Here is a 21729-nt window from a genome sequence, read left to right as displayed (position 1 = left end):
TTCGTTCTCGCTATTTTTCAATAGACCCTTTTAGCAAATAACAATGGATATGGATTGATACCCAATTCGTCGGTAATCAACAATGTTAGCGGTTTTCGCAGCTTCATTGCCAATAACTTGAACTTTCCGCTATCTTTGGTAATGTCAGCAAATACCATCATGCCCGTGAGTAAGCCAATGGTAGTACATTCAATGTCTGCGACCGCTTGTTGTTGTGTCAAAGCGCCTGTGCCAATCACCACCGTTGCGCCAAGCAATGCCACAATGTCACGAGTAAACCGCTCGTAAATCATGACCCGCATATACCAGGAATACAATAGTCGTGGCTACGAGTAATGGAGACAAGCCTACGGAACAACATATCATAAACGTATAAGCTCACCTCGCTGGACCTTAGTGGAGGAGAACATGACATTCTGGTTTGGTATCCAGTTTTTCGGATTGTCAACCAACCGACCGCCTGACAATTGTTTTGATAGCTCATGGCAGAAAAGTTGTTTTAAAGGTTTCAAGCTTCTTTGCCGCCAGGGAGAGAAGAACCTCGTCCTTCACTCTTCTGTTTTCTCGTTTTTTTTGTCCCTCTATAGACTCGATTATGATGGAATCGTCCTATGACCTTGGTTTATGGGCTCCGTTTCAATAATCTTCGCGGCGATATCTACGGAGGCCTTGTTGCGGCAATCGTCGCGTTGCCGTTGGCGTTGGCCTTTGGCGTCGCGTCAGGAATCGGCGCCATCGCAGGTCTCTATGGCGCAATCTTTGTCGGGTTTTTTGCTGCGTTGTTTGGCGGCACGCCAGCCCAATGTTCGGGCCCAACCGGTCCCTTGACCGTGGTCATGGCCAGCATCATTGCGCAATTCCCCGATGAGCCTGCATTGGCATTTACCGCCGTCATTTTAGGGGGTGGCCTCCAGATCATGTTTGGACTGTTTGGAGTTGGGCAGTACATTGCCTTTGTACCCTATCCAGTCATTTCTGGATTCATGAGCGGAATCGGGTGCATCATCCTTATCCTACAAATTGGACCGTTGGTTGGCCATGCTGCGAAAACGGGAGGTGTCGTGGCCAACCTAGAAGCCATTCCTGAATTCTTTGCCGGAATTTCCACGGAAGCGACATTTCTCGGTTTCATTACCGTGGCTCTCATGTATTTGACTCCTGCTCAGATTAGCCGCTTTATTCCGCCACAACTCTTAGCGCTATTAGTGGGCACCCTCACCGCGTACTTCTTTTTTCCCGGCGTGCCGTTGATCGGGGAGGTGCCCGCTGGATTTCCGTCCATCATTACCCCGGTGTTACATCAAGATTCCTTAACTCTCATCGTGGAATCTGCCCTGGTCCTCGCCCTACTGGGAAGCATTGATAGTCTGCTCACGTCTCTCGTCTGCGACAACATGACACGAACGCAACATGACTCTAATCGCGAGTTGGTCGGCCAAGGTATCGGAAACATGGTCGCGGGGTTCTTTGGAGGATTACCTGGAGCCGGAGCCACGATGCGGTCTGTGGCAAACATTCGAACAGGAGGACGCACACCCATTTCTGGAGCCCTCATGGCGGTCGTGCTGTTGGCCACCCTCTTGGAGTTGGGCCCGTTGGCTGAACAAATACCCTTAGCCGTATTGGCCGGCATCTTATTCAAAGTCGGGCTTGATATTGTTGATTGGCGATTCCTTCGTCACCTTGCCGATGCGCCACGCGCCGACGTGTTTATCATGGCCGTCGTTCTATTGATCACGGTTGTCATTGACTTGATCACTGCCGTTGGGATTGGGCTGGTGCTCGCGAGCCTGTTGTTCGTGAAGAGAATGGCGGACCTTGAGCTGGCTAACCTCCGGTTCATTACAGCACCATCCAAACACGTCTCTCTTGATCTCGAAGAAACCGCGATCCTGGAACGGAATCGTGGTAAAATTGTGCTGATTCATGTGGATGGGCCCATGAGTTTCGGCTCCGCCAAAAACATGGTGCGCCGCCTTGAAAACGTGAAGGGGTTTAATAACTTTTCCAGCGTCGTGTTAGACCTTGCCGATGTCCCAGCCATCGATGGTACCGCGGCATTAGCCGTTGAAGACATGTTGTCTATGATCCAAGATCATGGACAACATCTGTTTTTCACGGGTATGCATCCCGGCGTTCGTAAGGTATTGGAGGGTATGGGTGTGACCGCCAAAATACGGCCGGGACACGAATTCGCCCTGCGGGTGGATGCTCTCCGGCAGGCAGCCTATGAAGCCGGGTCAAGCCATCCAGATGACCGCCCACCCGGTGTGCGGGCAGTCGGACACGCGGCATCCGCTTATTCATCTTAAAGAGCCTGCGGGAAAACGGCCATTGACTCTACCGATCGGTTTCCTCTCATCCTGGAAGATCCTTTCGTTTGCCATCATCTGTAAAAGGAGTTTGACTTGACCATGGATCGACCCTTCTCACTTCCCGAAGAAGAACCTGATCTATCAAAGGACCGTCCACGTATTATTGCCTTAGCCGTGTTCTTGGCCGCGATCATCTTTGGCGTGGATTTAGTGATGCCATTAGGTGTGGCGGAAGCCGTCCCCTATGTCGCCGTGGTCTTAGTCATTCTCCGTTCACCCGACCCACGCGATCCGTTGTATGCAGCAATCGGCTGTTCGGCTTTGACCTTTTTCGGATTTTTACTCTCGCCCCAAGGCTCAGAATTGTGGTTAGCCGAAATCAACCGAGTGATGGCCTTGTTTGCCATATGGGTCACAGCCATCCTGGCGAGGCAAATTAAATCCGCGGATGCCGACATTCGGGGCAAGAGCCAAATGTTGGCCGGTATTCTCCGGAACATGCCGACCGTGGCCTTTCACTTAGGAGAAGATGGATATTTAAAAGAATCCGTGGGAAAAGGACTGAACAGAATCGGTATTTCTGGATTGGGATCCTATGGGCGCAATGCCCTCGAACCTCCAGTTGAAATGCGTGAAAAAATCCTTTCATCTGAAACGCGGGACCCGATTTTTTATGAAAGTTCTGGAATGTATCGCGGACAACCCTGGTGGTTTATGAACTGCTTAATTCCCGAGGAGGCCCATGGGAAAAATCTTTTGGGTTTTGCCCTGGATATCACACATTTGAAGCAGACAGAGCGGCGGCTAGCCACACACCATGCCGTGACATCCATTCTGGTTCAGGTTGAATCGATTACCGACGCCCACAAACAAATCCTTCAAGCCATTTGTCAGAGTTTGAATTGGAACATCGGAGCCATTTGGGAAATCGACCATCAAGCGCAAGTTCTTCATTGCGTGGATATTTGGCAGCATCCATCGCTGAATCTGGACACGTTCGTTTCACAAACCCGTGGATTGACTTTTGCTCGTGGAGTCGGCTTTCCCGGACGGGTCTGGAAGCAAGGAGAACCGGCATGGATCGAGGACGTGGCCAAAGATACGAACTTCCCACGTGCCTCAGCTGCCGATCAAGAAGGGCTACATGGAGGATTTGCCTTTCCTATCCAAGCAGGAGATCACGTGTTGAGCGTGATGGAATTTTTCAGTCAGGAAGTCATGGCTCCCGATACGGAACTTCTCAATATGTTCAGCGCCTTCGGACGACAATTAGGACAATTTGTCGAGCGAAAGCACAAAGAACGCCGGCTGGCAGTCTACAACGCCGTGGCTAGTGTCCTGGTTGAATCGGAAACGCTTGAAAAAACCTATGGACAAATTCTTCAATCGATTTGTTGGGAATTACATTGGAAAGTCGGTTTGCTCTGGCAGGTAAATCCGATGACCAACGCGCTGGAGTGTATTGAAACGTGGCACGCTCCTTCTCACTATTTTGAAGGGGTTATCGACGCTAGCCGTCGCCTCAAACTCGCATTGGGAGAGGGATTGGCCGGACAAGTTTGGAAAAAAGGAGAACCCCTAGGCATCATTGACATTGCTCAGAAGCCAAACCATCCCTTAGCAGCAGCCGCAAAGAGAGAAGGGCTCCAAGGGGCATTGGCTTTTCCGATTCTTCTCGGCGGTCAGGTGCGCAGCGTCATGGAATTTTTCAGTTCCGATCACGTGGAGCCGGACGAAGAATTGCTCAACATGTTTACAGCTATCGGCATTCAAATTGGACATTTTATTGGTCACCGCGAAACTGAAGAAACCCTTCGAGCGACCGAAGAACGCGAACGACTCGTCCTGAATTCTACAACTGAAGCGATTTTTGGATTAGATCAAGATGGCAACTTCACACTTTGCAATGCGGCATGCCTTCGTCTGTTAGGGTACAAAGATAGCTCTTTTCTTCTTGGGAAAAATGCTCATGACATACTGCATCCCACCGAACCGAATGGCCAACCCAATTCTTTTGAAACATGTACGTTTTGCCAGTCAACTCTCCGAGGAGAGCATCGCCACAGTACAGAGGAAATTTTTGTTGATGCGAATAAGAAATTTTTCCCTGTGGAATGTTGGTCTCACCCGATTGTAAAGGATGGAATCGTGATTGGAGCGGTCGTGACAATGAGAAAACTAACGGAAGACACAAACCAGGTAGGCACGTAAAATCAGGGGAAACGACTTTAAAAACTCTTGCCAGTTTTAATGCATGACTTGCAAATGAAAATCTAGAAAAATTTCAATGGAAAAATAAATATTGTCCGATTCCCATCACAATGACGACGACAACGACAATGATTTCATTTAGGAGATTCATCACCAGGCCTCACATAGAAATATGATGATTTACATTTTCCCTGCAAGCATAGGTACTTATATATGCAAAAATCATTCTAGGAAATAAAGTTTTCATTTAAAATATGACTTGTTGATAATTGAAGGGTTTTTCAACTTTACCGTATCTTTGAGCATTTTTTGGTAGTGAGATTTTTGCATTTTCGCTCACATTGATGCGTGCGAAATCGCTCTAATTCTGAGTTTCGTAAAAATCAGAAATCCCTCTTCTTTATTTTTTCTATTTTTAAAGATTGCTTCAGTTGACCACTTCCAAAACTCATGTTCTTATCAACTAGTCTGGTATGGTTACTTGTACTCTACCTATAATTTGGTTTTTGGCTCGAAAATAAAGAAGAAACCCGTATGAATCCTGGCAGCGTTGTGGAGGGGGAAGCCGAAATTGATTTCGGGGAGATCAATTCTCAGACGAATTCGATTCTCCTTAACTTGTTAATTTGCCCAGCTGAGAACCTATCATTTTTTTAATTTATTTCATTTTTCATTTGCAACTTGTATCCTATCTGGTTTAAATTATGGGGTTTTTTATCCTCCCCAATACAATCTACGTTGGTTTGATGGCTAAAATGCATTCGTGAAAACTCAATAAAAACTTGTGTGAAGTTGAGTCGTTCAATTCCTTTTAGTTTCTTGCGTTAAACGAGAAAGGTTGATGATGGATGTCTGAAATCTGGCAAATTACCGTAAAGGTCTGGAATGGAATACGGCGATGGTTTGACTCACATGCCGAAACGAATCTGTCTTCCGAGCAAGACAGCCGCGCGATGGATTTAATTCGTACCCTGCCGTTTTTGGTTCTTCATGCATTAGTGTTAACGGTTTTTTGGGTCGGTTGGAGTTGGGTCGCTGTGGGGATGGCGGTGCTGTTGTACGCCACAAGGATGTTCGCGATCACAGGGTTTTATCATCGATATTTTTCACATAAGACTTTCCGGACTTCGCGAGTCATGCAGTTTGTGTTTGCTGTTTTTGGTGCCAGCGCTGTGCAGCGCGGTCCATTATGGTGGGCATCTAATCATCGAACGCATCATGCCTGTTCCGATCAACCAACAGACGTGCATTCGCCCGTCCATCACGGATTTTGGTGGAGCCATTTAGGTTGGGTGCTGTCACACCAGCAAGGCACGACGAATCTCAAGAAAATTCGGGACTTTGCCCGCTTCCCTGAGTTGCGTTTTTTGGATCGGTTCGATGTGTTGGTCCCGTTTGTCCTGGCCGTGAGTCTGTTCGTGTTCGGCGAATGGCTGGCGAACATGTATCCTCAACTGGAAACCAACGGGTTACAAATGCTCGTCTGGGGATTTGTGATTTCTACCGTGGCTTTATATCACGGAACCTTTACGATTAATTCATTGTCTCATTTGTTTGGGACCAGACCGTACGCGACTTCCGACAACAGTCGCAACAATTTCCTTCTTGCTCTCCTGACCCTGGGAGAAGGGTGGCATAATAATCACCATCATTACCCGAGTTCGACCAGGCAAGGGTTTCGATGGTGGGAACTCGACATCACCTACTATCTCCTTCGCGGATTTCAATGGTGTGGACTTATCTGGGACATTCGTCCGGTTCCACGTTGGGCGTTAGAGCAGACGTCTTTAAATCAGGCCAAGAAAAACCGTGACTCCGAAAAAATAGCCGTCTAAGTTTCACCATCTTTCGTCCCCGTTAATTGGTTTTTGAGGCCTATCGGCGGTTCTCTCCTGTATCGCTCCTGGCTTTCAGTCGGTTTGTCAATGTTGGTACTCATCTGGTAACGTTTCAGCTTGAGTATAAGCCTTTATTCCTTAACCATTCGTACACCCCCTCGGAACGTAGGAGATCCAATGAAGATAGTCGGTGTTATCGCTATTGCCGTGATGGTTTCGTGTGTGAGCCTGTATTCGGTGTCGTTCGCTGGAGATACGGCCGCAAAGGTAGAGTCGATGAAGGCTGAAACCAAGGCTAGTGCTGCCGAAGCCAAAGGAGAAATCAATGCCCAGATTGAGGAGGCCAAAGGCAATAAGATGAATGCCGCAATGGAGCGGGCAAAAGGAAAAACGAAAGGGGCTTTTGAACGCGTTAAAGGCAAGGTCAATGAATTAAAAGCCGGAGCTGAATAGCAATGTTTTGAGTGTGGTCATGCGTGGTTTTTGATGAGGGGCCCTTTGAGAGAATCAAAGGGCCCTTCGTTTTTCCTATGTCCTGGGAACGGGTTATTCATCGGTATACCGATAGATAGACAGTGTCGGACCTTTTCTTGCTCCAAGGAAATCGGTACAGGGTCCGTATCTGACTGGAATATTGTCCAATATTTGCTTTTTGCCACAACCCTTCCTCGAAGTACCGTTCGTTTTTCATGTCGCTTAAAAATCCGGCAAACTTCGCATCCGAAAAGAAATTCACAGCCCAGCTGTTGGTCCAGGAAGGCTGACATTGTCGAACGTAGTCGTCGACTTGGTACAGAAGCGATTGGACTTTTGGCAGATCAGCAATGACATGTTCTTGCGTGTGAAGAAAGAGGGCTTGATGATCCTCAGAGACATCGATTAATCCGATGGTTTTTTCGAGTTGATGACAGGCATCCGCATCCGTCCGGTTGAGATCGGGAGTACCAGGGTCTCCCTTGGGAATCGTAATCGATTGAGGGGCATCTTGCGCACAGACAAACTTTAATGACGGTGGAGGGCAGTCCCAGTGCAGGAGGATCCCGTATTTCTCAATCTCCTGTAATAGAGAAGGAATCCTGGGATTTAAAGCTAGCTCGCCCTGGATTGACTCGCCGGGAAGGAGTGGGACTTTCTGAGAGCCGATATCCCATTTTGGGGCAAGTTGTTGAAGGGGGCTCTTGTCGCGATCAAGGCGCGACACGACAAGCCAGCGGGAATCGTTAGGAGGACTCCACGGCAAGTCGTGAACATCGACCTTCACGGTTTCCCCGCTGATGTTCGCCAGATGGATATGAAGAACGTATTGGCGGGTATGGGGTTTTTTGAGGAAGACTTTCATCGCTAACGGAAGTCGAGGGTCTTCATCTGTGATCGTTTCGCTGTTGCACAAGGCAGAAGGCGGAGCCACCCACAGGTACAGAAGTATAATCATCAGAGCGAACAATCGTGTCTCCATCAGTTTTTTAGGTCAAATCCAATGCCGAAGATCAATGCTTCGTCTAGTTTTTTGTTGTTGAACAGGGGGCGACTGTTAAAACGGAGGTCGTATTGAAATGTCACAAACATATACCGGTTCAGTTTAAGGCGAAACCCCTGTCGCGAATTGACGCGAAGGGCTGAACTATTACCCCCAAAGTCTTGGAAGCCTTGGTGATCGACAAAGACCTCGACTCCATTGGGAATGAGCCAGTATTTCCAATCGATGGACCACAATCCCGTGGGATTTCGTATCGTGGCCCTGGACTGAAAATCCTGGAGCACAAAGCCGGGTCCTGCGGAAATGGCCAACGTATGTTCTTCACTGTCAAAAAATTGGTAGCCCAGTCCGATCGTCGTTGAACTTCTCACCGTCAAGTCTTGGAATGAGTCCTGTTCGAAGAGTTCGTCAAAATTCAAAAAGATTTTTTCCGAGACGAAGTAGTCGTAACTGAGAGAGGCTCTCGAGTTTCTGGCCGTCACGGTATCGTGTGACTCACCATAATTATACCGGCCTCCAATTCCCGCGCGATGTTTCTTCAGGAAACGAAAGGTCCAATCCGCAGAAGCGTTCACGGCTTGAGTCGATGAATTGCCTGCCGTTCGGTTCCCTCCAAACGAGGTGTTTCCTTCATATTGAAAAGCCGGAAGCGGATTGATCGCCGAAATGGTCGCTAATGAAATTTTTCGGATTGTCTTTTCTTTTTCAGGGGGCGTAATGACTTCCTCCGGGTCAATCATGATGATTTCTTCGGGGTCAGAAGCATCCACGATACCTCGTAATTGTGAGCCATCATGCAATTCAATGGTCACTGGTTCGGTCGACTGGAAGCCTTCAATGACGTTCCAATCGAGCCGGATTTCTCCTCCGTAAAACGTTTTGAGAACGAGGGAATCCTGCTCCATACGGATTATGGTGCCCGTTATGCGATCGCCATTCGTCAATCGTACTTCGTCCGCCAAGAGTGCAGGAATATTTCCTAGGCTGAGGACGAGTACAAGTAAGAATACCCATGAAGTTTGACGTAAGAAGATCGACATCGAAAGGCGGTGCGGGGAGTCTTCGATGGTCGTTAGGCCATAACTTTCTTCGTGATGGATTTGATGGAGACTATCGGATACATCGTTGTTCTGGGTGAATGGGGCGGAATGTCTGTCCGGAAGAGTCTATTTCTAAACGATCAAGCATAACTTAACGTGATGGCTGACCTCAAACGCAATTTCTCCATGAAGAGTGTGGGGGGATTCGGGTAGAGGTTGAGAGAGCCGTTCGGGGTTTTAGCAAGATAGCCCGTGCTTTAGACGTGAATTTGGGACTGCAACGGCAGGTCGGTGTGATCTTGTGCAATGTGTTCGATGTGGAGTGTGTTGTCCTTGGCAAAGATGATGGCCTGTTCTAGGACTTTTTTCATTTCTTCGATATTTTTTGGCCAAAGGTAGGTTCTGAGGACTTCAAATGTTTTTTCACTCATGTACTGGATTGTTTTTCCGTATTTTTCAGCATACATAGAGACGAAATGGGCCGTCAGGGCGCCAATATCTTCACGTCGATAGCGAAGAGGAGGAATGTGCAGGGAGACAACATTCAAGCGGTAAAACAGTTCAGCGCGAAATCGGCCAGCTGTCAGGTCTTCCTTCAAATTTTTGGTTGAACCCGCAATGATGCGAAGCTGTCTGTCCCTTATCCCATGACATTGATGTAACGATTCCACTTCACTCGCCTCAAGTAAACGTAGAAGCCAGGTTTGAGCGTCACGGCTGAGGGATTCAACTCCGTCAAGATAGAGTGTTCCACCCAATGGCAGGTCGAAATGGAAATCGTTCTGGAGTGCCGAGCCTTCCTGATTCGAGAGGCGTAGTGGATGTCGTGAAGCTGTAGGTTGGAATGTGGCGCACTGTAGAACACGGAATGGGGAATGCCTTCGACTGCTCTCGTTATGGATGCTTCTGGCAAAAGTTGCTTTACCGCTCCCCTTCTCCCCTATGAGTAGGACTCGACAATCTGTTCGTGCCGTTAAGCGCGCTTCCGATATGAGCTTTTGAAAGAGCGCCCCTTCTCCAATGAGGCTGTCAAATGTTTGACGGAAATCGTGAGTCAGGAGGAAAGGCTTGGCTATGGCTTCAGCAGACATGCTCTCGGCTCTCAGATAATTTTTGTCTCATAGAAGCTTAACAGAGCAATCACAATGCCAGTTTCCTTGTTAGGGATGTGAATTCTATCTCCTTGATTTATTGATAATTTTAAGGAATTTGATGGATTGAACATGAAAGGAAGCGTGTTCGTCAGGGCCAACATTAGCCGAGATTTTGACAGGACGCCAAAATCTTGAGTGCCATTGGTTCTGCGTCTTACAGATATTGGGAAAGAGCGAAGCTGTGATCGTAGAAGGAGATCTCTAGGGAAGAAATTGTAGATGGGAACGATGGTGATGGAAGCGAGCTACGTTAGGGGCATTTCCGATTACTCTAGAGAGAGCATGGGGATTTTGATGAAGAAAAAATCATAAAGATGGAGAGACCCAGTCGAAAATGCAGAGCGGAGATGATAGTGAGGGAGATGAGGCTTGGGGTGGGGAAAGTTCGTTTCAGTTCTTTTTGGCGTTCCGCACGTTTCCTTTCCAGTGAAGGGATGAATGGGTTGATTGCTCAATCTGTGTAGAGGACGGATTATCAGAAGCTGTCGGTCGGGATTCCCATTCTTGTACTTGCCCTGACGGTCCACGGGACCACCAGCAAGAAAGTACCAATGGGTTTTTCATGCTAGATCTTTTCATGCCTGAATCCTTTCTTGTTTGAGATGGCAGAGGGTCTTCATGGTTGTGGTCACTCTGTTGCTCGGGAGCTTTTTCTTCATAGTGAGGCATCGTACTGTATGTGTTGTATTTTCTTCAGTGTTGCAAAAATAACTCGTTTTCCTGTTGATTTCATGTGAAATTTCACAACAAAAATGATTTCAAGCAATGCTTGTGCCATATAAATTTCGTTCAATTGCGTCTGGACCGAAGGACTGGAAGAAGCATCGTAAGCGGTATGCGGGGAATTCATTGGAAAGAGGCACATTATGGTCAGATGCTGGGGAAGTTTTTAGACATTATGAGGTAGAAGCGTTAGCTCTTTAGTCCGGTCCTGTCTTGATCCGGGTTTTTGCTAAACCACTGAGTGGTCACATACTTGAATTGCGCTGAATCAAAAGGCTTTAAGAGATACGCGTTCGCGCCATATTTCATCGCCGCCATGGCCCGATCCTTGGCTTCAGACGCCGTTACCATGACAACAGGGAGTTTGGGGTATTGTTGCCGTATAGCTTCAAGAATCTGCCCCCCATCCATATCGGGTAGTCCTATATCGAGGATGACCCCGTCATACACGGTTTGTTGAAGCGCAGCCAAGGCATCTTGTCCCGTCCTGGCGGATTGGACTTGATAACCTTCACCTTCTAAGCGGTCCACAACGAGCTCCAGAATATCCTGGTCATCATCGACGACCAGAATGCGCCTTGCGCCTTCGGTATAAGCCGGGTTCTCAGGTCTGACGATAGGCTCTAGAGGAAGATCCACATGAAACGTTGTGCCCTTCCCGAGCTCGCTCTCCACAGAGATAGAGCCATGGTGAAGGTCCACGAGTTGCTTGACGATCGAGAGCCCCAACCCCAATCCTTTGACGTTGGATTTGTGCCGCCGATTCACCCGAAAAAACGGCTGAAATAAACTCTGCAGATCTTTCTCAGGGATTCCCTCGCCAGTATCCTCGACCGTCAGTCTGGCATGATGAGCATCGAGCCGTGAAAGATTCACGCGAATCGAGCCGTCATGTGGAGTGTATTTTATCGCGTTGACAATGAGATTGATGAGAATCTGGCTGATCTTATCCGCATCCGCATGGACGGTTAGCGTATCGTCTTGACAGTCAACCCGTAGGGTCTGCTGTTTTTCGGTCGCTTGGGGCGTCAGTTCTTCGATGCATTCCCTTGTCAATAAGGCGATGGGCACTTCACCGAGGATCACTTCCATTTTCCCGGCCTCGAGGCGAGCGCGGTCAAGCAAGTCGGAAATCATTCGAGCGAGCCGGTTGCTGTTGGATCGAATACGTTCAAGGCAGCGTTCCTGCTTGTCTGTAATGGCTCCTGTCACTCCGGCCAGAATGTTTTCCGCAAACCCCTTGATGCTGGTCAGGGGGCTTCGCAGTTCATGGGACACATGCGCGAGAAATTGTGATTTCAAACGATCCAGTTCCTTGAGCTCTTCGTAGGCCTGTTGGAGTTCTGCCGTACGCTCCTCGACGCGTCGTTCCAGGCCAAGGTTCAGTTCCTCGATTTGATGATATGCGTCAGTATTGTCGAGGGAAATCGCGACTTGAGTCGCGACTGTAGACATGACATCCAGGTCGTCTTGCGTGAGTGAATGGCCCTGTACGCGATCGACCATCAGCGAGCCGATGATTTTATCTTTCACTTTTAACGGCACGACAATCAATGAAGTCGCCTTTGAAATTTTGGCCATTTCTCGGTTCAAATCATGTAGTCGTTCCCATACATCCTGTTCATGAATATTCTCCAAGAGGACCGGTTCACCTTTCAGAAGTACTTTCCCCTCAATAGTGGTGGGATCTGTCACGGGGAATTCGCGAGCCCGGGCAAATTCGGCGGCTTCCTTTGAGAGGCCGAGAACGCGCGCATCATGTACGATCTTATTGACAGGGTCAAAAAAGGACATCAGCGCACGATCATAATGGAGCTCTTCCACGATGGTCTTTAAGACATTCTGGATCAGCGTTTCACGATCCAGCGTTGCGCTAAAGAGCAAACCCGCACGATGCAGGGTAGTGAGCTGAATTACTTTGCGACGGAGTTCCACCGTTCCTTGTTCCTGTTCAAGAAAGGCCTCTCTCAGTTCTTCATGACGAGTTTCGACGGTGTCCAGCTGTTCTACGATTAAGGCTTCACGTTGCCGTGAATGTACCTGTTCTTTACGTTGGGTGCAGAACCAGGCAATCACAGGGGGGAACAGGGCGATGGCCAACGATTCAGCCACGGTGACAGTGGGATAGCGCCATTGCAGGTACCCAAAGGCGAGGAGGCCCGCCAGAATACCTCCAAGGGCCCATCCGAAAGGAAGCTGAATCGGAGGAGACCAACGAAACTCCCATTCACACCATTCGTCACCATTCGCGATACATCGGAGATCTTTCACGGTTGCATGGCCGAGTTGGTGGACATGTTCTGGAACGACAGACAGGGCCGTTTTCGAAACTTCGCAAATTTGATCGGCGCATCGTTTTCGGTAGGCGCCGAATTGCCGATAGACATGTTCCGTATATTTCATCCGTAAAATCGCGGATGATTCCGTCACCTCCCCCACTTCGAAGAGAATAGAGCCTCTGGCAAATTTTTGGCCAAAATGGGGGAACATTTTATAGATTTGAGGCACTGAGAATGGCCGGCCCAACGTTTGAATAATGGGAGAAATATATTTGGTCTTCCCGACCTGAACCTGAAATTGAGGATCTTGGGAAATCAGCAGACAAAATTCGGTCAAGTAGCACACGAATTCATACGAATAGCTGTTCCAAATATTCTTCAGGAATGTGGGGGTAACGTGATAAGTGGGGTCTGGAATGCGATCATTCAGGAGTGAGCAGAGCCTTTCGGAAGCCTGTTTGCCAGCTTGAGTCCCTTCTTTCTTCGCGAGGCTTTCTTCCAGATGTGTCACATACGCATGGACTTTGATGCCCGTCACATCCCGGATTTTTTCACCTTGCTCATTCTTTCCAAAGGGCCGAAACTCCATAGCCCCCTTTTCAAGAATGGTGTGGTCTTTAGAGAGCATCGGCATACAGGACATGTCCATCGGAGGCATTCTCAAATGATACCCTGATCAGGGATCATCAACACAACCTGATGGTCCAGACACCGTTCGTCAATCGTGAGGTTGGTGGATGAATTCACAATATGGTAAAAAGAGGCCATCATTCCCGACTCGTTTGCTTCAACCAAGGAGGGTATTCCATGGCCACTAAAGCCTACATTCTGATGAAAGTCAAAGCCGGTAAATCACAAGAAGTGCTTGCTACTTTAAAGTCTATGCCGGGGGTGGAACAAGCTCATGCGTGTTTTGGTCAACCGGATATCTTTGGGTTGATTAATGCTCCGGATGACCGTGCGCTATCGGATGTCATCATGACCAAAATTCACACCATCCCTGGTGTCGAGGAAACGGATACGCATATTGTCGTACAGGAATAACGTGGTCTTTTCTCCTGCTTTCCTTGATTGCATGAGATTATGGAGTTGCCTCACAACTCATGGAAGATTCCGCATGCAGGCTTAGCTCTATGCTGTCCAAAACAAATCCCCACGGATTAGCCCATGGGAGAAAGAGCCATTCGAGGTCTTGCGGTCTTTTCAACACAAATAAGAGGTAGATCGGGCCTCTTAAGAAGAATAGCGTTCAACACTCCGGGAATGGCTTGGGGATTCTACGCGCCCTCCACTCGTCGAACAACCTACGAGAAATCGTAAAGTTTTGCCTCTCCACCGTCGGTCCTACATGACGGAATTCTTCGTTTCCTTTCCAACCATACAATTACATTTAGGGGCTGTTGAATAAAGTCGCCAGCTTCGTTCTCGCCCTCATGCCCTAACTTACCTTACGGCAACCTGAAATGCATTTTCAGCGTGCCCTCAGGGTACATGCTGTACGATTCAACCCAGAGATCGTGAAATCTTTCACCAAAAGGAGGTCCTATGAATCATTCAAGCAGGGCGAGGGCTTTTCTGTTCCGGTATCCGTCGTTGCATGGATTCGGCTGTGTGCGTCAGGTGCACTAGCAGGGATCATCGGCAACGGGTTTCTTTTACTCATCACCAATAAAGGAGATTAATCATGACTAAAGGTACAATCGCGATCGTTGTTGGGCTTCTTCTATCAAGCGTATTGACCGCTTGGGCGCAATTTCAGGGAGCCGGGGAAGAGGGTAGTGTAACAACGGTGTCTGTTGCTAAAAACGCGGTCGATGACTCGTGGTTTTCCCTCACGGGTAAGATTCTTCGCCGGGTTGCTGGAGAGCAGTATCTTTTTGAGGATAAAACCGGGACGATGATCGTCGAAATCGATCACAAGGATTGGCGAAACATGAAGGTCGATCCACGAATGATCGTTCGGATATCAGGAGAAATTGACCGGGAGTGGGGTACGAATGAGATGGAGGTGGAAATGATAGAAGTGGTCGATGCCTCCGATTCAACTATCGACATTGGACAGTTGAAGTGAAACGGGCAGAGCCCTGAGCAATACAACGTCCTCCATTATAGCGATGGAGGACGTATGCGGCTCTGCATGAGAACACGGATGTTTTGCAGAGATATCGAACTCGACGAGTGAAGTTGCGTACCCTCTCGTCAGATTCTGGCTCGGTCAGGCTCTGGCCATTGAAGGCAGGCACGAGCCCCTCCCAAAGATGAATGGGACAGCGAGAGAGATCCCCCGTACAACACGATGATGTCATGGACAATGCTCAAGCCTAAGCCATGACCGGGCGTGGCTTCATCAAGGCGACGGCCCCGTTTAAGGACTTCGGCCATTTGCCCTTGGGAGATACCGAGCCCGTCATCCTCTACGCACATGCTCCATCCACCCTTTTGCCGTTCTCCATTGATCCGAACGTGTCTTTTAGCCCATTTGCATGCATTGTCCAGTAGATTTCCGAGCATTTCTTCCAAGTCATGAGCATCGCCTTGAAAGTAGCAATCGTCCAAACCGTGAATGTCGATGCTCAATGCTTTCTCTTTGTAGAGATGATCCATGGAAAAACGCAGGTCTTGAGCGATTGGACCAACGTTGATCCGATTTCGCAGTAGGCCGACCGCCCCCGATGTCCGGGCTTTTGACAAGTAGCGATTGATGGAGTGAGTCATATCCTTGAGCTGATCCTTCATGATCTGCCCCTGGTCCCCTTCCATCTCTTGCGCTTCATTCTTCATGGCGGTCAACGGATTCTTCAGTGCATGGGCTAAATTCGCTGTTTGCGTTCGCGCCCGATCCAAGAGCGCCGTATTGTGATCAAGAAGGGCATTGAGTTCGGAGACCACTGGTTGTATCTCGACGGGAAAATTCCCGGGCAGACGGGAGATTCGTCCGGCTCGTGTCTCGGCCAGGGCCTGACGCAATTGACGAAGCGGTTGAAGCCCATAGTGAATTTGGAGAAAGATCGCCCCCAGCAGGCCAGCACCCAATGCTGCCAATGCGATCATCAGCATTGTCGAAAATTGTTGAACATCCTGCTCAACTTCCAGAAGCGGGCCTGCGACGGCGAAGGTAAAGTACGCGTTGAAGTCTGGAAGCGTGACCTTCTCGACCAAGGCCCGTAATGTTCGGCCCGCGGGGCCAATAAGAGTCTGATGTTGCAAGCCGGTTCCCATGACCGGGTCATTGATGGTCATCGACTTATTCCAGAGCGATCTGGATCTGGCCACCAAACGATCATTCTTTTTAATTTGCCAATACCATCCCGACAGCGGCCGGTGAAAACGAAGATTGGACGGGCTCCATGTCATCCTCAATGTCCCGTCCGTCGGAGAAATATCGCTTGCGGCGATATTGCCCTGCAGCTGATCAAAGAGAAAGGCGTCGAAATGCTGTTCGAGATGGGATCGGAAGAGGTGTACCAGAAGCATGCCGGTTGCGATCAGCGTCAGGACGACCCAAATACTCGAAGTAAGGAGGAGACGGAGCGTCAGGGTGTTAGGCGTTCTCATCGAACTTGGAGAGCTGATACCCTTTGCCGCGGTGTGTGACGATAAAGGAGTGACCAAGCTTTTTTCGTAACCGGTTCACGAGGACTTCAATCACATTGGAGTCGAGGTCGAATTCTTGGTTGTATATATGTTCCGTCAGTCGAGTCTTGGAAATGACCGAACGTGGATGATGAAGGAAGTAGGATAAGGTCCGAAATTCCAATGCGGTCAATTCTAGCACCGTCTCGCCAAGCATGACCTCTTGGCTACTGGTATCAAGTCTGACCGGTCCCCATTCAATGACGGAACTGGCATGTCCTGTGGCCCGGCGGATCAAGGCCTCGACTCTTGCGATCACTTCCTCCATCTCAAAGGGCTTGGTCAAATAATCATCCGCCCCCGCTCTCAGCCCGGTCACTTTTTCGCGCCAGGTATCCCGTGCGGTCAATATCAGGACAGGCATCATCCGCCCTTCTTGCCGCCAGCTCTGTAAGATCGATAATCCTTCCCGCTTCGGGAGACCCAGGTCGAGAATCACCGCATCATAGGACTCGGTTTGCCCAAAGTATTCTCCATCTTCGCCATTCTGTGCAATGTCGACGGCATAGGCGGCCTTGCTCAAGGCCTTGGCCAATTGTTTTGAGAGGAGGGGATCATCTTCGACGACTAGTAATCTCATTGGCGGTGACGCGGTTTAGCGTTGCGCGGCGCTATCTCGCTTTCCTTTCACCGTTAAAAGATCCATGTTCTGGGCATCATATTCTACTTCTAGCACATTTCCTTGAGGCGTCAGCAATTTCACTTCATAGATCCATGTCTCATCGTCCTCTTCCAACTCCACTTCAAGGATGATGCCTTCAAATGATCGATTGACGTGACTGAGAACTTGCTCAATGGGAACAAATTTCGTCTTCAATTGATCATATGGCAAGAGCTCCTCGGCTGCATACAACGGGATAGTCCATCCAAAAAAGACGAGTGCACACATCAGAGCCCATAGCCCTGGCCTCCTCAGTGTTCCTCTAGAGTCCTTCCCGTTATGGGTTTCACCCTGTGTCTGCATTTCAGAAGATCCCGTGTCGATTGTGACGTGTCTCATGGCCGCAATCCTACCAGAGCGAACCTGAATCAGAGCTTAAATGAAGTTTCAGTGTGCCTTTAGGTGTCATGTCGTATGCTGCTGTAGAAGTCGTCATAACATTCTCGTTAAGGAGGTAATCATGAACGTGGTATTTCAGCAATCTCAGCAATCGACGCATCAGAAATGGTGTACGCCTCAAGAAGTCCTGAAAAATCTTCGGATGCAACGTTATCGAGTGTTTGCTATCACCTATCAGAGCGAATGGTACGGTGTTGATGCCCATGACCCCCTTGGCTCTCGTGTTGAATTGAAGGTAAACCCCAAGACGGGAAAGATCTTTACCTGGGTCGTTCGAGGTAAAAACATGAAGAATCAAAACCTCAATGGCCAAGGTTTTGTCAGGGCCGGACTCTCGTACTGCATTGATATGTAGTCCATACTATGCAGAGGACGTACGTGCCGATGAGGCAATACATTATTGTAGAAACACAAAGGGCCGGCATGTTTCTGCCAGCCCTTCGTCTATCGCGTGAATTGGAACGGAGTTTCTTAAAACAGTCCTGACGCATGACCTGAGTTGGCCATGAAGAACAACATGGGGATCGAAAGCATGGTGTTGGTACGTGACGCCAAGAGTGCCGTGCGGGCGGCCTTGGCCTTCTGGTCAGCCGTGGCTTCTTTCATGCCTAACACAAGCTTTTGATTGGGCCATATGATGCCCCACACATTCAACAACATGATCGTTCCCAGCCATGCACCCATACCGATCACGGCATGCTCCCCCTGTAGCATGAATGCGCTGCCGAGACGTCCCTGATGCATGAGCAAGCTTGCACCGAATAACCAGGTAAACAGCGCTCCCCACCGGAACCACCATAAGGCGTTTGGCACCAGATGCTGAAACGCTTCGGCTTTGGTTTCAGGTTTCACGACTTTCAAGAATGGCACCTGAATGAAATTGAAATAGTAGAGAATGCCGATCCAAGTGATACCGGCTAAATAATGTCCCCACGCGAGCAAGCTTTCCATATTGGTTTCCTCTTTAGTTGAATGGTCCGAGATAGTTCATGGATGTCGTTCGAGCGGCCCTGACTTTCAAGAATCAGCATCGTGTTCAGGATGTTCGTCATCGATACCGGACAATATCTTGTGTTGTGTTCGATTGGTTGGCCGCTGAATATTTCCACTTAATTCGCAAAGATTCTTAGGCTTACGTCACTAGACGAGCATTTTTACGAATCCGTACAAGACGATCGTCAAAACAAACCCGGCTGTAATCGTCCCACTAATCGTATCGAGGGGATTTCCCATCGGTGTCCTCCTTCTATGCTATGTGAAAATCACGTACGTGTTGTTTGGAAAATTTTGTTGCGTTCGATTGCTATAGCCGTACCATAAATTTCTCTAAATTTAAAGTAGGTTGTCGCGTTGAGCTAGTGACTTGGACACGTGCAATCGAAACATCAAAAGGGGTGAGAGCTTGACTAAATGATAGATTCTAAATGGTTTACGACTCTAGGCGCTATCATGTCCAAGGGTACGGCCAAGCCTAGTCTCGTTTCGCTATAGACCCTAACGCATTCATGAGGGGTTGTTCAAGATGAAGGCAGAAGTTTGCTTGAAGACGCGCGTTCAATCTGTTCAGGCTGTTCAGAGTTTTACAGTCCGTTTGGCCGGGGGCAGGAAAAATCGCCAGGGTTTGAGAGCCCATTCACCAGCGTAATCCACGCCGATACGAGGGGACGCGTGTATTTGCTTTCTGGAAATTTTCTCCCCGCGGTCTTCGACCCAGATCGATTGTCCGGTTGTAGCATCGATGCGGTTGAGTGTCCGGTCTATGGCTAATCGCCGGCATACCCGTCCCGGGCCATCGATGCGGATGGGTTGAGAGAGTATTTCCGTGTCTTGTTCGACGATTTCCACGCCCCGGATCAGAATGGCCGCGGGAAAATCGAGTCGCTCGGTCACGAAGTTGAGAAGGTCGTACATTCCATAAATCAAATAGACATAGGTGTACCCTGCTGGGCCGAATAACACCTCTGATCGTTTGGTCCGGCCTTTGGAGGCATGGCAGGCTTTGTCCTCTTGGCCGATATAGGCTTCGACATCCACGATTCTCGCCACGACGATTCCCGAAGCCGTTTGACGCATCAAAAACTTTCCCAAAAGGTCCTTCGCGACGGTTAGCGTGGGCCGATTAAAAAATGATTGAGGCAGAGGGCTAGGCTGTTTCAATGTCAGACCTTTCCTTCACACGGTCACCGTAGGGAGGAAGTGTTGTGAGACGTGTATCCTCGATTGGGCCGCCGACGGTAAAGTGGTACAGCGATTGATAGGTTGTCTGAGGATAAAATCCAAACACTTTATGGACCGGATCATCAAAAAAGCACCCAATGCCTGTCGCTCGAACGCCGCCGGCCTCGGCTTCGAGGTATAAAATCTGCCCGATGAGGCCTGTTTCCCAGAAGAGCCGGCGGTAAGCCCATGAACCATGTGTTGCGAGGGTCTGATCAAACTCGGCAATCATGCCCGAAGAAAATGCGCTGGCTCCGGCGATTTCCTGCCAGCAACTGACTTGTATGGCGATCTTTTGGGCGTTCCCCTCTTCTAACAGGTACAAAGGGAGATCGGTCGGACAGGATTCGGGTTTCGTCCACAGAAACTGTTCCTGCATCGCCGCCTTCAATTCTGCGAATTTTTCAGGAGAGGAATCCCGGATCAAAAAGTACAGGCCTGGGGAAATGCCGTCTACTCGATGGACAAACAGGGCCAGATGGATCGCCGGGTTCCAGAGAACGCAGTCCCACGGCATAGGTCTTTGTTCGATCGGGAGCATTCCGTGGGGCATGATACGGGTCAACATGTGAAAAAAACGTTGAGCGGAAATGCCCGTACGCCCGTCGAACTCCACGGCGCTTCGGCGTTGATGGATCATTTGGCCCGCAGAGACCTCGTGAGATGATTTCTTCTCGGCTTGCACGTGAGAAGAAAGGGGCGACGAGGAAAAAGTGACCAGGGCAGGCTTTCCTATCGATCTCCATGTGGCCTCAGCCACTTCATCGATGATTTCCCACGGAACGGGATTGTCGCGACTCAGTCGATTGGCTTTACCCTGCCAGGTTCCTTGCGCGAGATTGTTGACAGCTATCTGATCGAGTCCCAGAGGAAGTTCCGTCGGCGGGCAAGAGGGCTCGGGCCAAAGGGCGGCCACGAGTTCCGGGTATTCCTTTTCTGAATCCACAAAATCATCATGGCGATCGAGTCCAAGCAGTGTTGACAGAGTATCATCGGATGTTTCGCTGAGTACCAGCATTTTCCATCCCAAGGTCGCGGCGGCGATGCGAAGCGTCCCGATGGCATGACCGATATCATGCTGGCAATAACGAAACGCCCGTTCCCCATATTTCCAGGCTTCTCGCCAATGAATGGAGCTGAGGCCAACAAAACACGTTTGAGAGGGAAACGGTGCGGTGAGTCGATGGATCGCTTCTGAAGAACATCGCAGTCGCTGCTCGAGCGCATGTTCCTTGGGTGCATAGTGGTACAGCCCAGGGGCAAGTCCAACTTCTGGTATTTCTCCAACGATTAAATATCCTTCCGTGGGATGAAGGTTGCCACTGGACGGGTTGCTGCGTAAGGCCCAGCGATTGCCGCCATATTCCTTCCATGCGGTGATGGAGAGCGCATATTCAAAGAACCGCGACAGACTGTTGATCGTCAGAGGCTGTGGCGAAATGACATGAGGACGAAAGAGATTATCGTAGCTTGGAGAAGTAGGTTCTTCATCGGGATTCAGAAGAGGCAGGCTAACGAGAGGGGCGCCCTCGTATCGTCGAAATGGATCAGGTTGATTCGCCCAATCCATATAACCCAATGACCGGGCATATTGATTAAAGTTATGCTTGGTGTGCTCGTGGTACCTTCTCGCACGTTCGAGATTATTGAATGTCAATTGACCGGCCTCATCGAAGTCTGAACGGCTAGAGTGTAGAGAATTTCACAATAAATATGCAGTAGATTGGAGGACAAGTCGTCGTCGCGCAGACCGTTGCACTCATTCTAGCGGTCTACAAGAAT

The 21729-nt window shown here is 49.2% G+C and carries 18 protein-coding genes; 7 read left to right on the top strand and 11 right to left on the bottom strand.

What is annotated here, in order from left to right; translation table 11 throughout:
* Positions 1 to 17: 17 nt before the first annotated feature.
* On the bottom strand, positions 18 to 293 hold the full coding sequence (locus MRJ96_04235) for a hypothetical protein (GenBank protein MDR4500649.1): 276 nt from the start codon (positions 291 to 293) through the stop codon (positions 18 to 20).
* Between the two features lie 318 nt (positions 294 to 611).
* Between MRJ96_04235 and MRJ96_04230 the strand changes: the two genes are divergently transcribed.
* The 4 genes from MRJ96_04230 (at position 612) to MRJ96_04215 (ending at position 6817) form a co-directional block, all read left to right on the top strand.
* Positions 612 to 2312 (top strand): SulP family inorganic anion transporter, encoded by a 1701-nt coding sequence (locus tag MRJ96_04230; GenBank protein MDR4500648.1) that lies wholly within the window; start codon positions 612 to 614, stop codon positions 2310 to 2312.
* 102 nt (positions 2313 to 2414) lie between these two features.
* Positions 2415 to 4526, top strand: coding sequence for a GAF domain-containing protein (locus tag MRJ96_04225; GenBank protein MDR4500647.1), 2112 nt, complete (start codon positions 2415 to 2417; stop codon positions 4524 to 4526).
* Positions 4527 to 5374: 848 nt separating this feature from the next.
* Positions 5375 to 6361 (top strand): acyl-CoA desaturase, encoded by a 987-nt coding sequence (locus MRJ96_04220; GenBank protein MDR4500646.1) that lies wholly within the window; start codon positions 5375 to 5377, stop codon positions 6359 to 6361.
* Positions 6362 to 6541: 180 nt separating this feature from the next.
* Positions 6542 to 6817 (top strand): hypothetical protein, encoded by a 276-nt coding sequence (locus MRJ96_04215; protein MDR4500645.1) that lies wholly within the window; start codon positions 6542 to 6544, stop codon positions 6815 to 6817.
* Positions 6818 to 6914: 97 nt separating this feature from the next.
* Here the strand turns inward: MRJ96_04215 and MRJ96_04210 are convergent, their stop codons facing one another.
* From MRJ96_04210 to MRJ96_04195, 4 genes are all read right to left on the bottom strand, one after another.
* On the bottom strand, positions 6915 to 7796 hold the full coding sequence (locus MRJ96_04210; GenBank protein ID MDR4500644.1) for a hypothetical protein: 882 nt from the start codon (positions 7794 to 7796) through the stop codon (positions 6915 to 6917).
* Between the two features lie 23 nt (positions 7797 to 7819).
* Positions 7820 to 8803: a DUF481 domain-containing protein gene (locus tag MRJ96_04205; GenBank protein ID MDR4500643.1), complete on the bottom strand. Its 984-nt coding sequence runs from the start codon at positions 8801 to 8803 to the stop codon at positions 7820 to 7822.
* A 335-nt stretch (positions 8804 to 9138) separates the two neighbouring features.
* Complete coding sequence (locus MRJ96_04200) at positions 9139 to 9972, bottom strand: sigma 54-interacting transcriptional regulator (GenBank protein ID MDR4500642.1); 834 nt, start codon at positions 9970 to 9972, stop codon at positions 9139 to 9141.
* A gap of 975 nt (positions 9973 to 10947) precedes the next feature.
* Positions 10948 to 13671, bottom strand: coding sequence for an ATP-binding protein (locus tag MRJ96_04195; GenBank protein ID MDR4500641.1), 2724 nt, complete (start codon positions 13669 to 13671; stop codon positions 10948 to 10950).
* A gap of 173 nt (positions 13672 to 13844) precedes the next feature.
* Between MRJ96_04195 and MRJ96_04190 the strand changes: the two genes are divergently transcribed.
* Together MRJ96_04190 and MRJ96_04185 are read left to right on the top strand one after the other, a co-directional pair.
* Entirely contained in the window at positions 13845 to 14081 is a 237-nt protein-coding gene (locus MRJ96_04190; protein ID MDR4500640.1) for an Lrp/AsnC ligand binding domain-containing protein, read from the top strand.
* A 640-nt stretch (positions 14082 to 14721) separates the two neighbouring features.
* Positions 14722 to 15108, top strand: a complete 387-nt coding sequence (locus MRJ96_04185; protein MDR4500639.1) for a NirD/YgiW/YdeI family stress tolerance protein — start codon at positions 14722 to 14724, stop codon at positions 15106 to 15108.
* A gap of 128 nt (positions 15109 to 15236) precedes the next feature.
* Here the strand turns inward: MRJ96_04185 and MRJ96_04180 are convergent, their stop codons facing one another.
* From MRJ96_04180 to MRJ96_04170, 3 genes are read right to left on the bottom strand one after another with little or no spacing between them, the layout of a single operon-like run.
* Entirely contained in the window at positions 15237 to 16592 is a 1356-nt protein-coding gene (locus tag MRJ96_04180) for a HAMP domain-containing histidine kinase (protein MDR4500638.1), read from the bottom strand.
* The gene (locus MRJ96_04175) at positions 16579 to 17250 is read right to left on the bottom strand and encodes a response regulator transcription factor (GenBank protein ID MDR4500637.1); all 672 of its coding nucleotides are present in this window, start codon (positions 17248 to 17250) and stop codon (positions 16579 to 16581) included. The genes MRJ96_04180 and MRJ96_04175 overlap by 14 nt, the downstream gene beginning before the upstream one ends.
* A gap of 15 nt (positions 17251 to 17265) precedes the next feature.
* On the bottom strand, positions 17266 to 17670 hold the full coding sequence (locus tag MRJ96_04170) for a PepSY domain-containing protein (GenBank protein ID MDR4500636.1): 405 nt from the start codon (positions 17668 to 17670) through the stop codon (positions 17266 to 17268).
* Between the two features lie 121 nt (positions 17671 to 17791).
* Between MRJ96_04170 and MRJ96_04165 the strand changes: the two genes are divergently transcribed.
* On the top strand, positions 17792 to 18085 hold the full coding sequence (locus MRJ96_04165) for a PepSY domain-containing protein (protein MDR4500635.1): 294 nt from the start codon (positions 17792 to 17794) through the stop codon (positions 18083 to 18085).
* A gap of 116 nt (positions 18086 to 18201) precedes the next feature.
* On the opposite strand, the gene MRJ96_04160 is transcribed toward MRJ96_04165, so the two are convergent.
* The 3 genes from MRJ96_04160 to MRJ96_04150 all read right to left on the bottom strand — a co-directional run bounded on the left by MRJ96_04160 (position 18202) and on the right by MRJ96_04150 (position 21604).
* Positions 18202 to 18681 carry a urate hydroxylase PuuD gene (locus MRJ96_04160; GenBank protein MDR4500634.1) on the bottom strand — a complete coding sequence of 160 codons (480 nt, stop codon included), beginning with the start codon at positions 18679 to 18681 and terminating at the stop codon, positions 18202 to 18204.
* A 621-nt stretch (positions 18682 to 19302) separates the two neighbouring features.
* Positions 19303 to 19887: a DNA-3-methyladenine glycosylase gene (locus MRJ96_04155; protein MDR4500633.1), complete on the bottom strand. Its 585-nt coding sequence runs from the start codon at positions 19885 to 19887 to the stop codon at positions 19303 to 19305.
* Entirely contained in the window at positions 19874 to 21604 is a 1731-nt protein-coding gene (locus MRJ96_04150; protein ID MDR4500632.1) for a SagB/ThcOx family dehydrogenase, read from the bottom strand. The genes MRJ96_04155 and MRJ96_04150 overlap by 14 nt, the downstream gene beginning before the upstream one ends.
* Positions 21605 to 21729: the final 125 nt, after the last annotated feature.

The sequence above is a fragment of the Nitrospirales bacterium genome, from assembly GCA_031315865.1.
Lineage (GTDB): Bacteria > Nitrospirota > Nitrospiria > Nitrospirales > UBA8639 > JAGQKC01.
The sequence above is the reverse complement of the archived record's forward strand: the minus strand, read 5'-3'. Positions and strand labels throughout refer to the sequence as shown.

What these genes read in the sequence shown, in the direction of transcription:
- MRJ96_04235 (MDR4500649.1), bottom strand. Translation starts at nt 293, where the DNA reads ATGATTTACGAGCGGTTTACTCGTGACATTGTGGCATTGCTTGGCGCA.
- MRJ96_04230 (MDR4500648.1), top strand. Translation starts at nt 612, where the DNA reads ATGACCTTGGTTTATGGGCTCCGTTTCAATAATCTTCGCGGCGATATC.
- MRJ96_04225 (MDR4500647.1), top strand. Translation starts at nt 2,415, where the DNA reads ATGGATCGACCCTTCTCACTTCCCGAAGAAGAACCTGATCTATCAAAG.
- MRJ96_04220 (MDR4500646.1), top strand. Translation starts at nt 5,375, where the DNA reads ATGTCTGAAATCTGGCAAATTACCGTAAAGGTCTGGAATGGAATACGG.
- MRJ96_04215 (MDR4500645.1), top strand. Translation starts at nt 6,542, where the DNA reads ATGAAGATAGTCGGTGTTATCGCTATTGCCGTGATGGTTTCGTGTGTG.
- MRJ96_04210 (MDR4500644.1), bottom strand. Translation starts at nt 7,796, where the DNA reads ATGATTATACTTCTGTACCTGTGGGTGGCTCCGCCTTCTGCCTTGTGC.
- MRJ96_04200 (MDR4500642.1), bottom strand. Translation starts at nt 9,972, where the DNA reads ATGTCTGCTGAAGCCATAGCCAAGCCTTTCCTCCTGACTCACGATTTC.
- MRJ96_04195 (MDR4500641.1), bottom strand. Translation starts at nt 13,671, where the DNA reads ATGCCGATGCTCTCTAAAGACCACACCATTCTTGAAAAGGGGGCTATG.
- MRJ96_04190 (MDR4500640.1), top strand. Translation starts at nt 13,845, where the DNA reads ATGGCCACTAAAGCCTACATTCTGATGAAAGTCAAAGCCGGTAAATCA.
- MRJ96_04185 (MDR4500639.1), top strand. Translation starts at nt 14,722, where the DNA reads ATGACTAAAGGTACAATCGCGATCGTTGTTGGGCTTCTTCTATCAAGC.
- MRJ96_04180 (MDR4500638.1), bottom strand. Translation starts at nt 16,592, where the DNA reads ATGAGAACGCCTAACACCCTGACGCTCCGTCTCCTCCTTACTTCGAGT.
- MRJ96_04175 (MDR4500637.1), bottom strand. Translation starts at nt 17,250, where the DNA reads ATGAGATTACTAGTCGTCGAAGATGATCCCCTCCTCTCAAAACAATTG.
- MRJ96_04170 (MDR4500636.1), bottom strand. Translation starts at nt 17,670, where the DNA reads ATGAGACACGTCACAATCGACACGGGATCTTCTGAAATGCAGACACAG.
- MRJ96_04165 (MDR4500635.1), top strand. Translation starts at nt 17,792, where the DNA reads ATGAACGTGGTATTTCAGCAATCTCAGCAATCGACGCATCAGAAATGG.
- MRJ96_04160 (MDR4500634.1), bottom strand. Translation starts at nt 18,681, where the DNA reads ATGGAAAGCTTGCTCGCGTGGGGACATTATTTAGCCGGTATCACTTGG.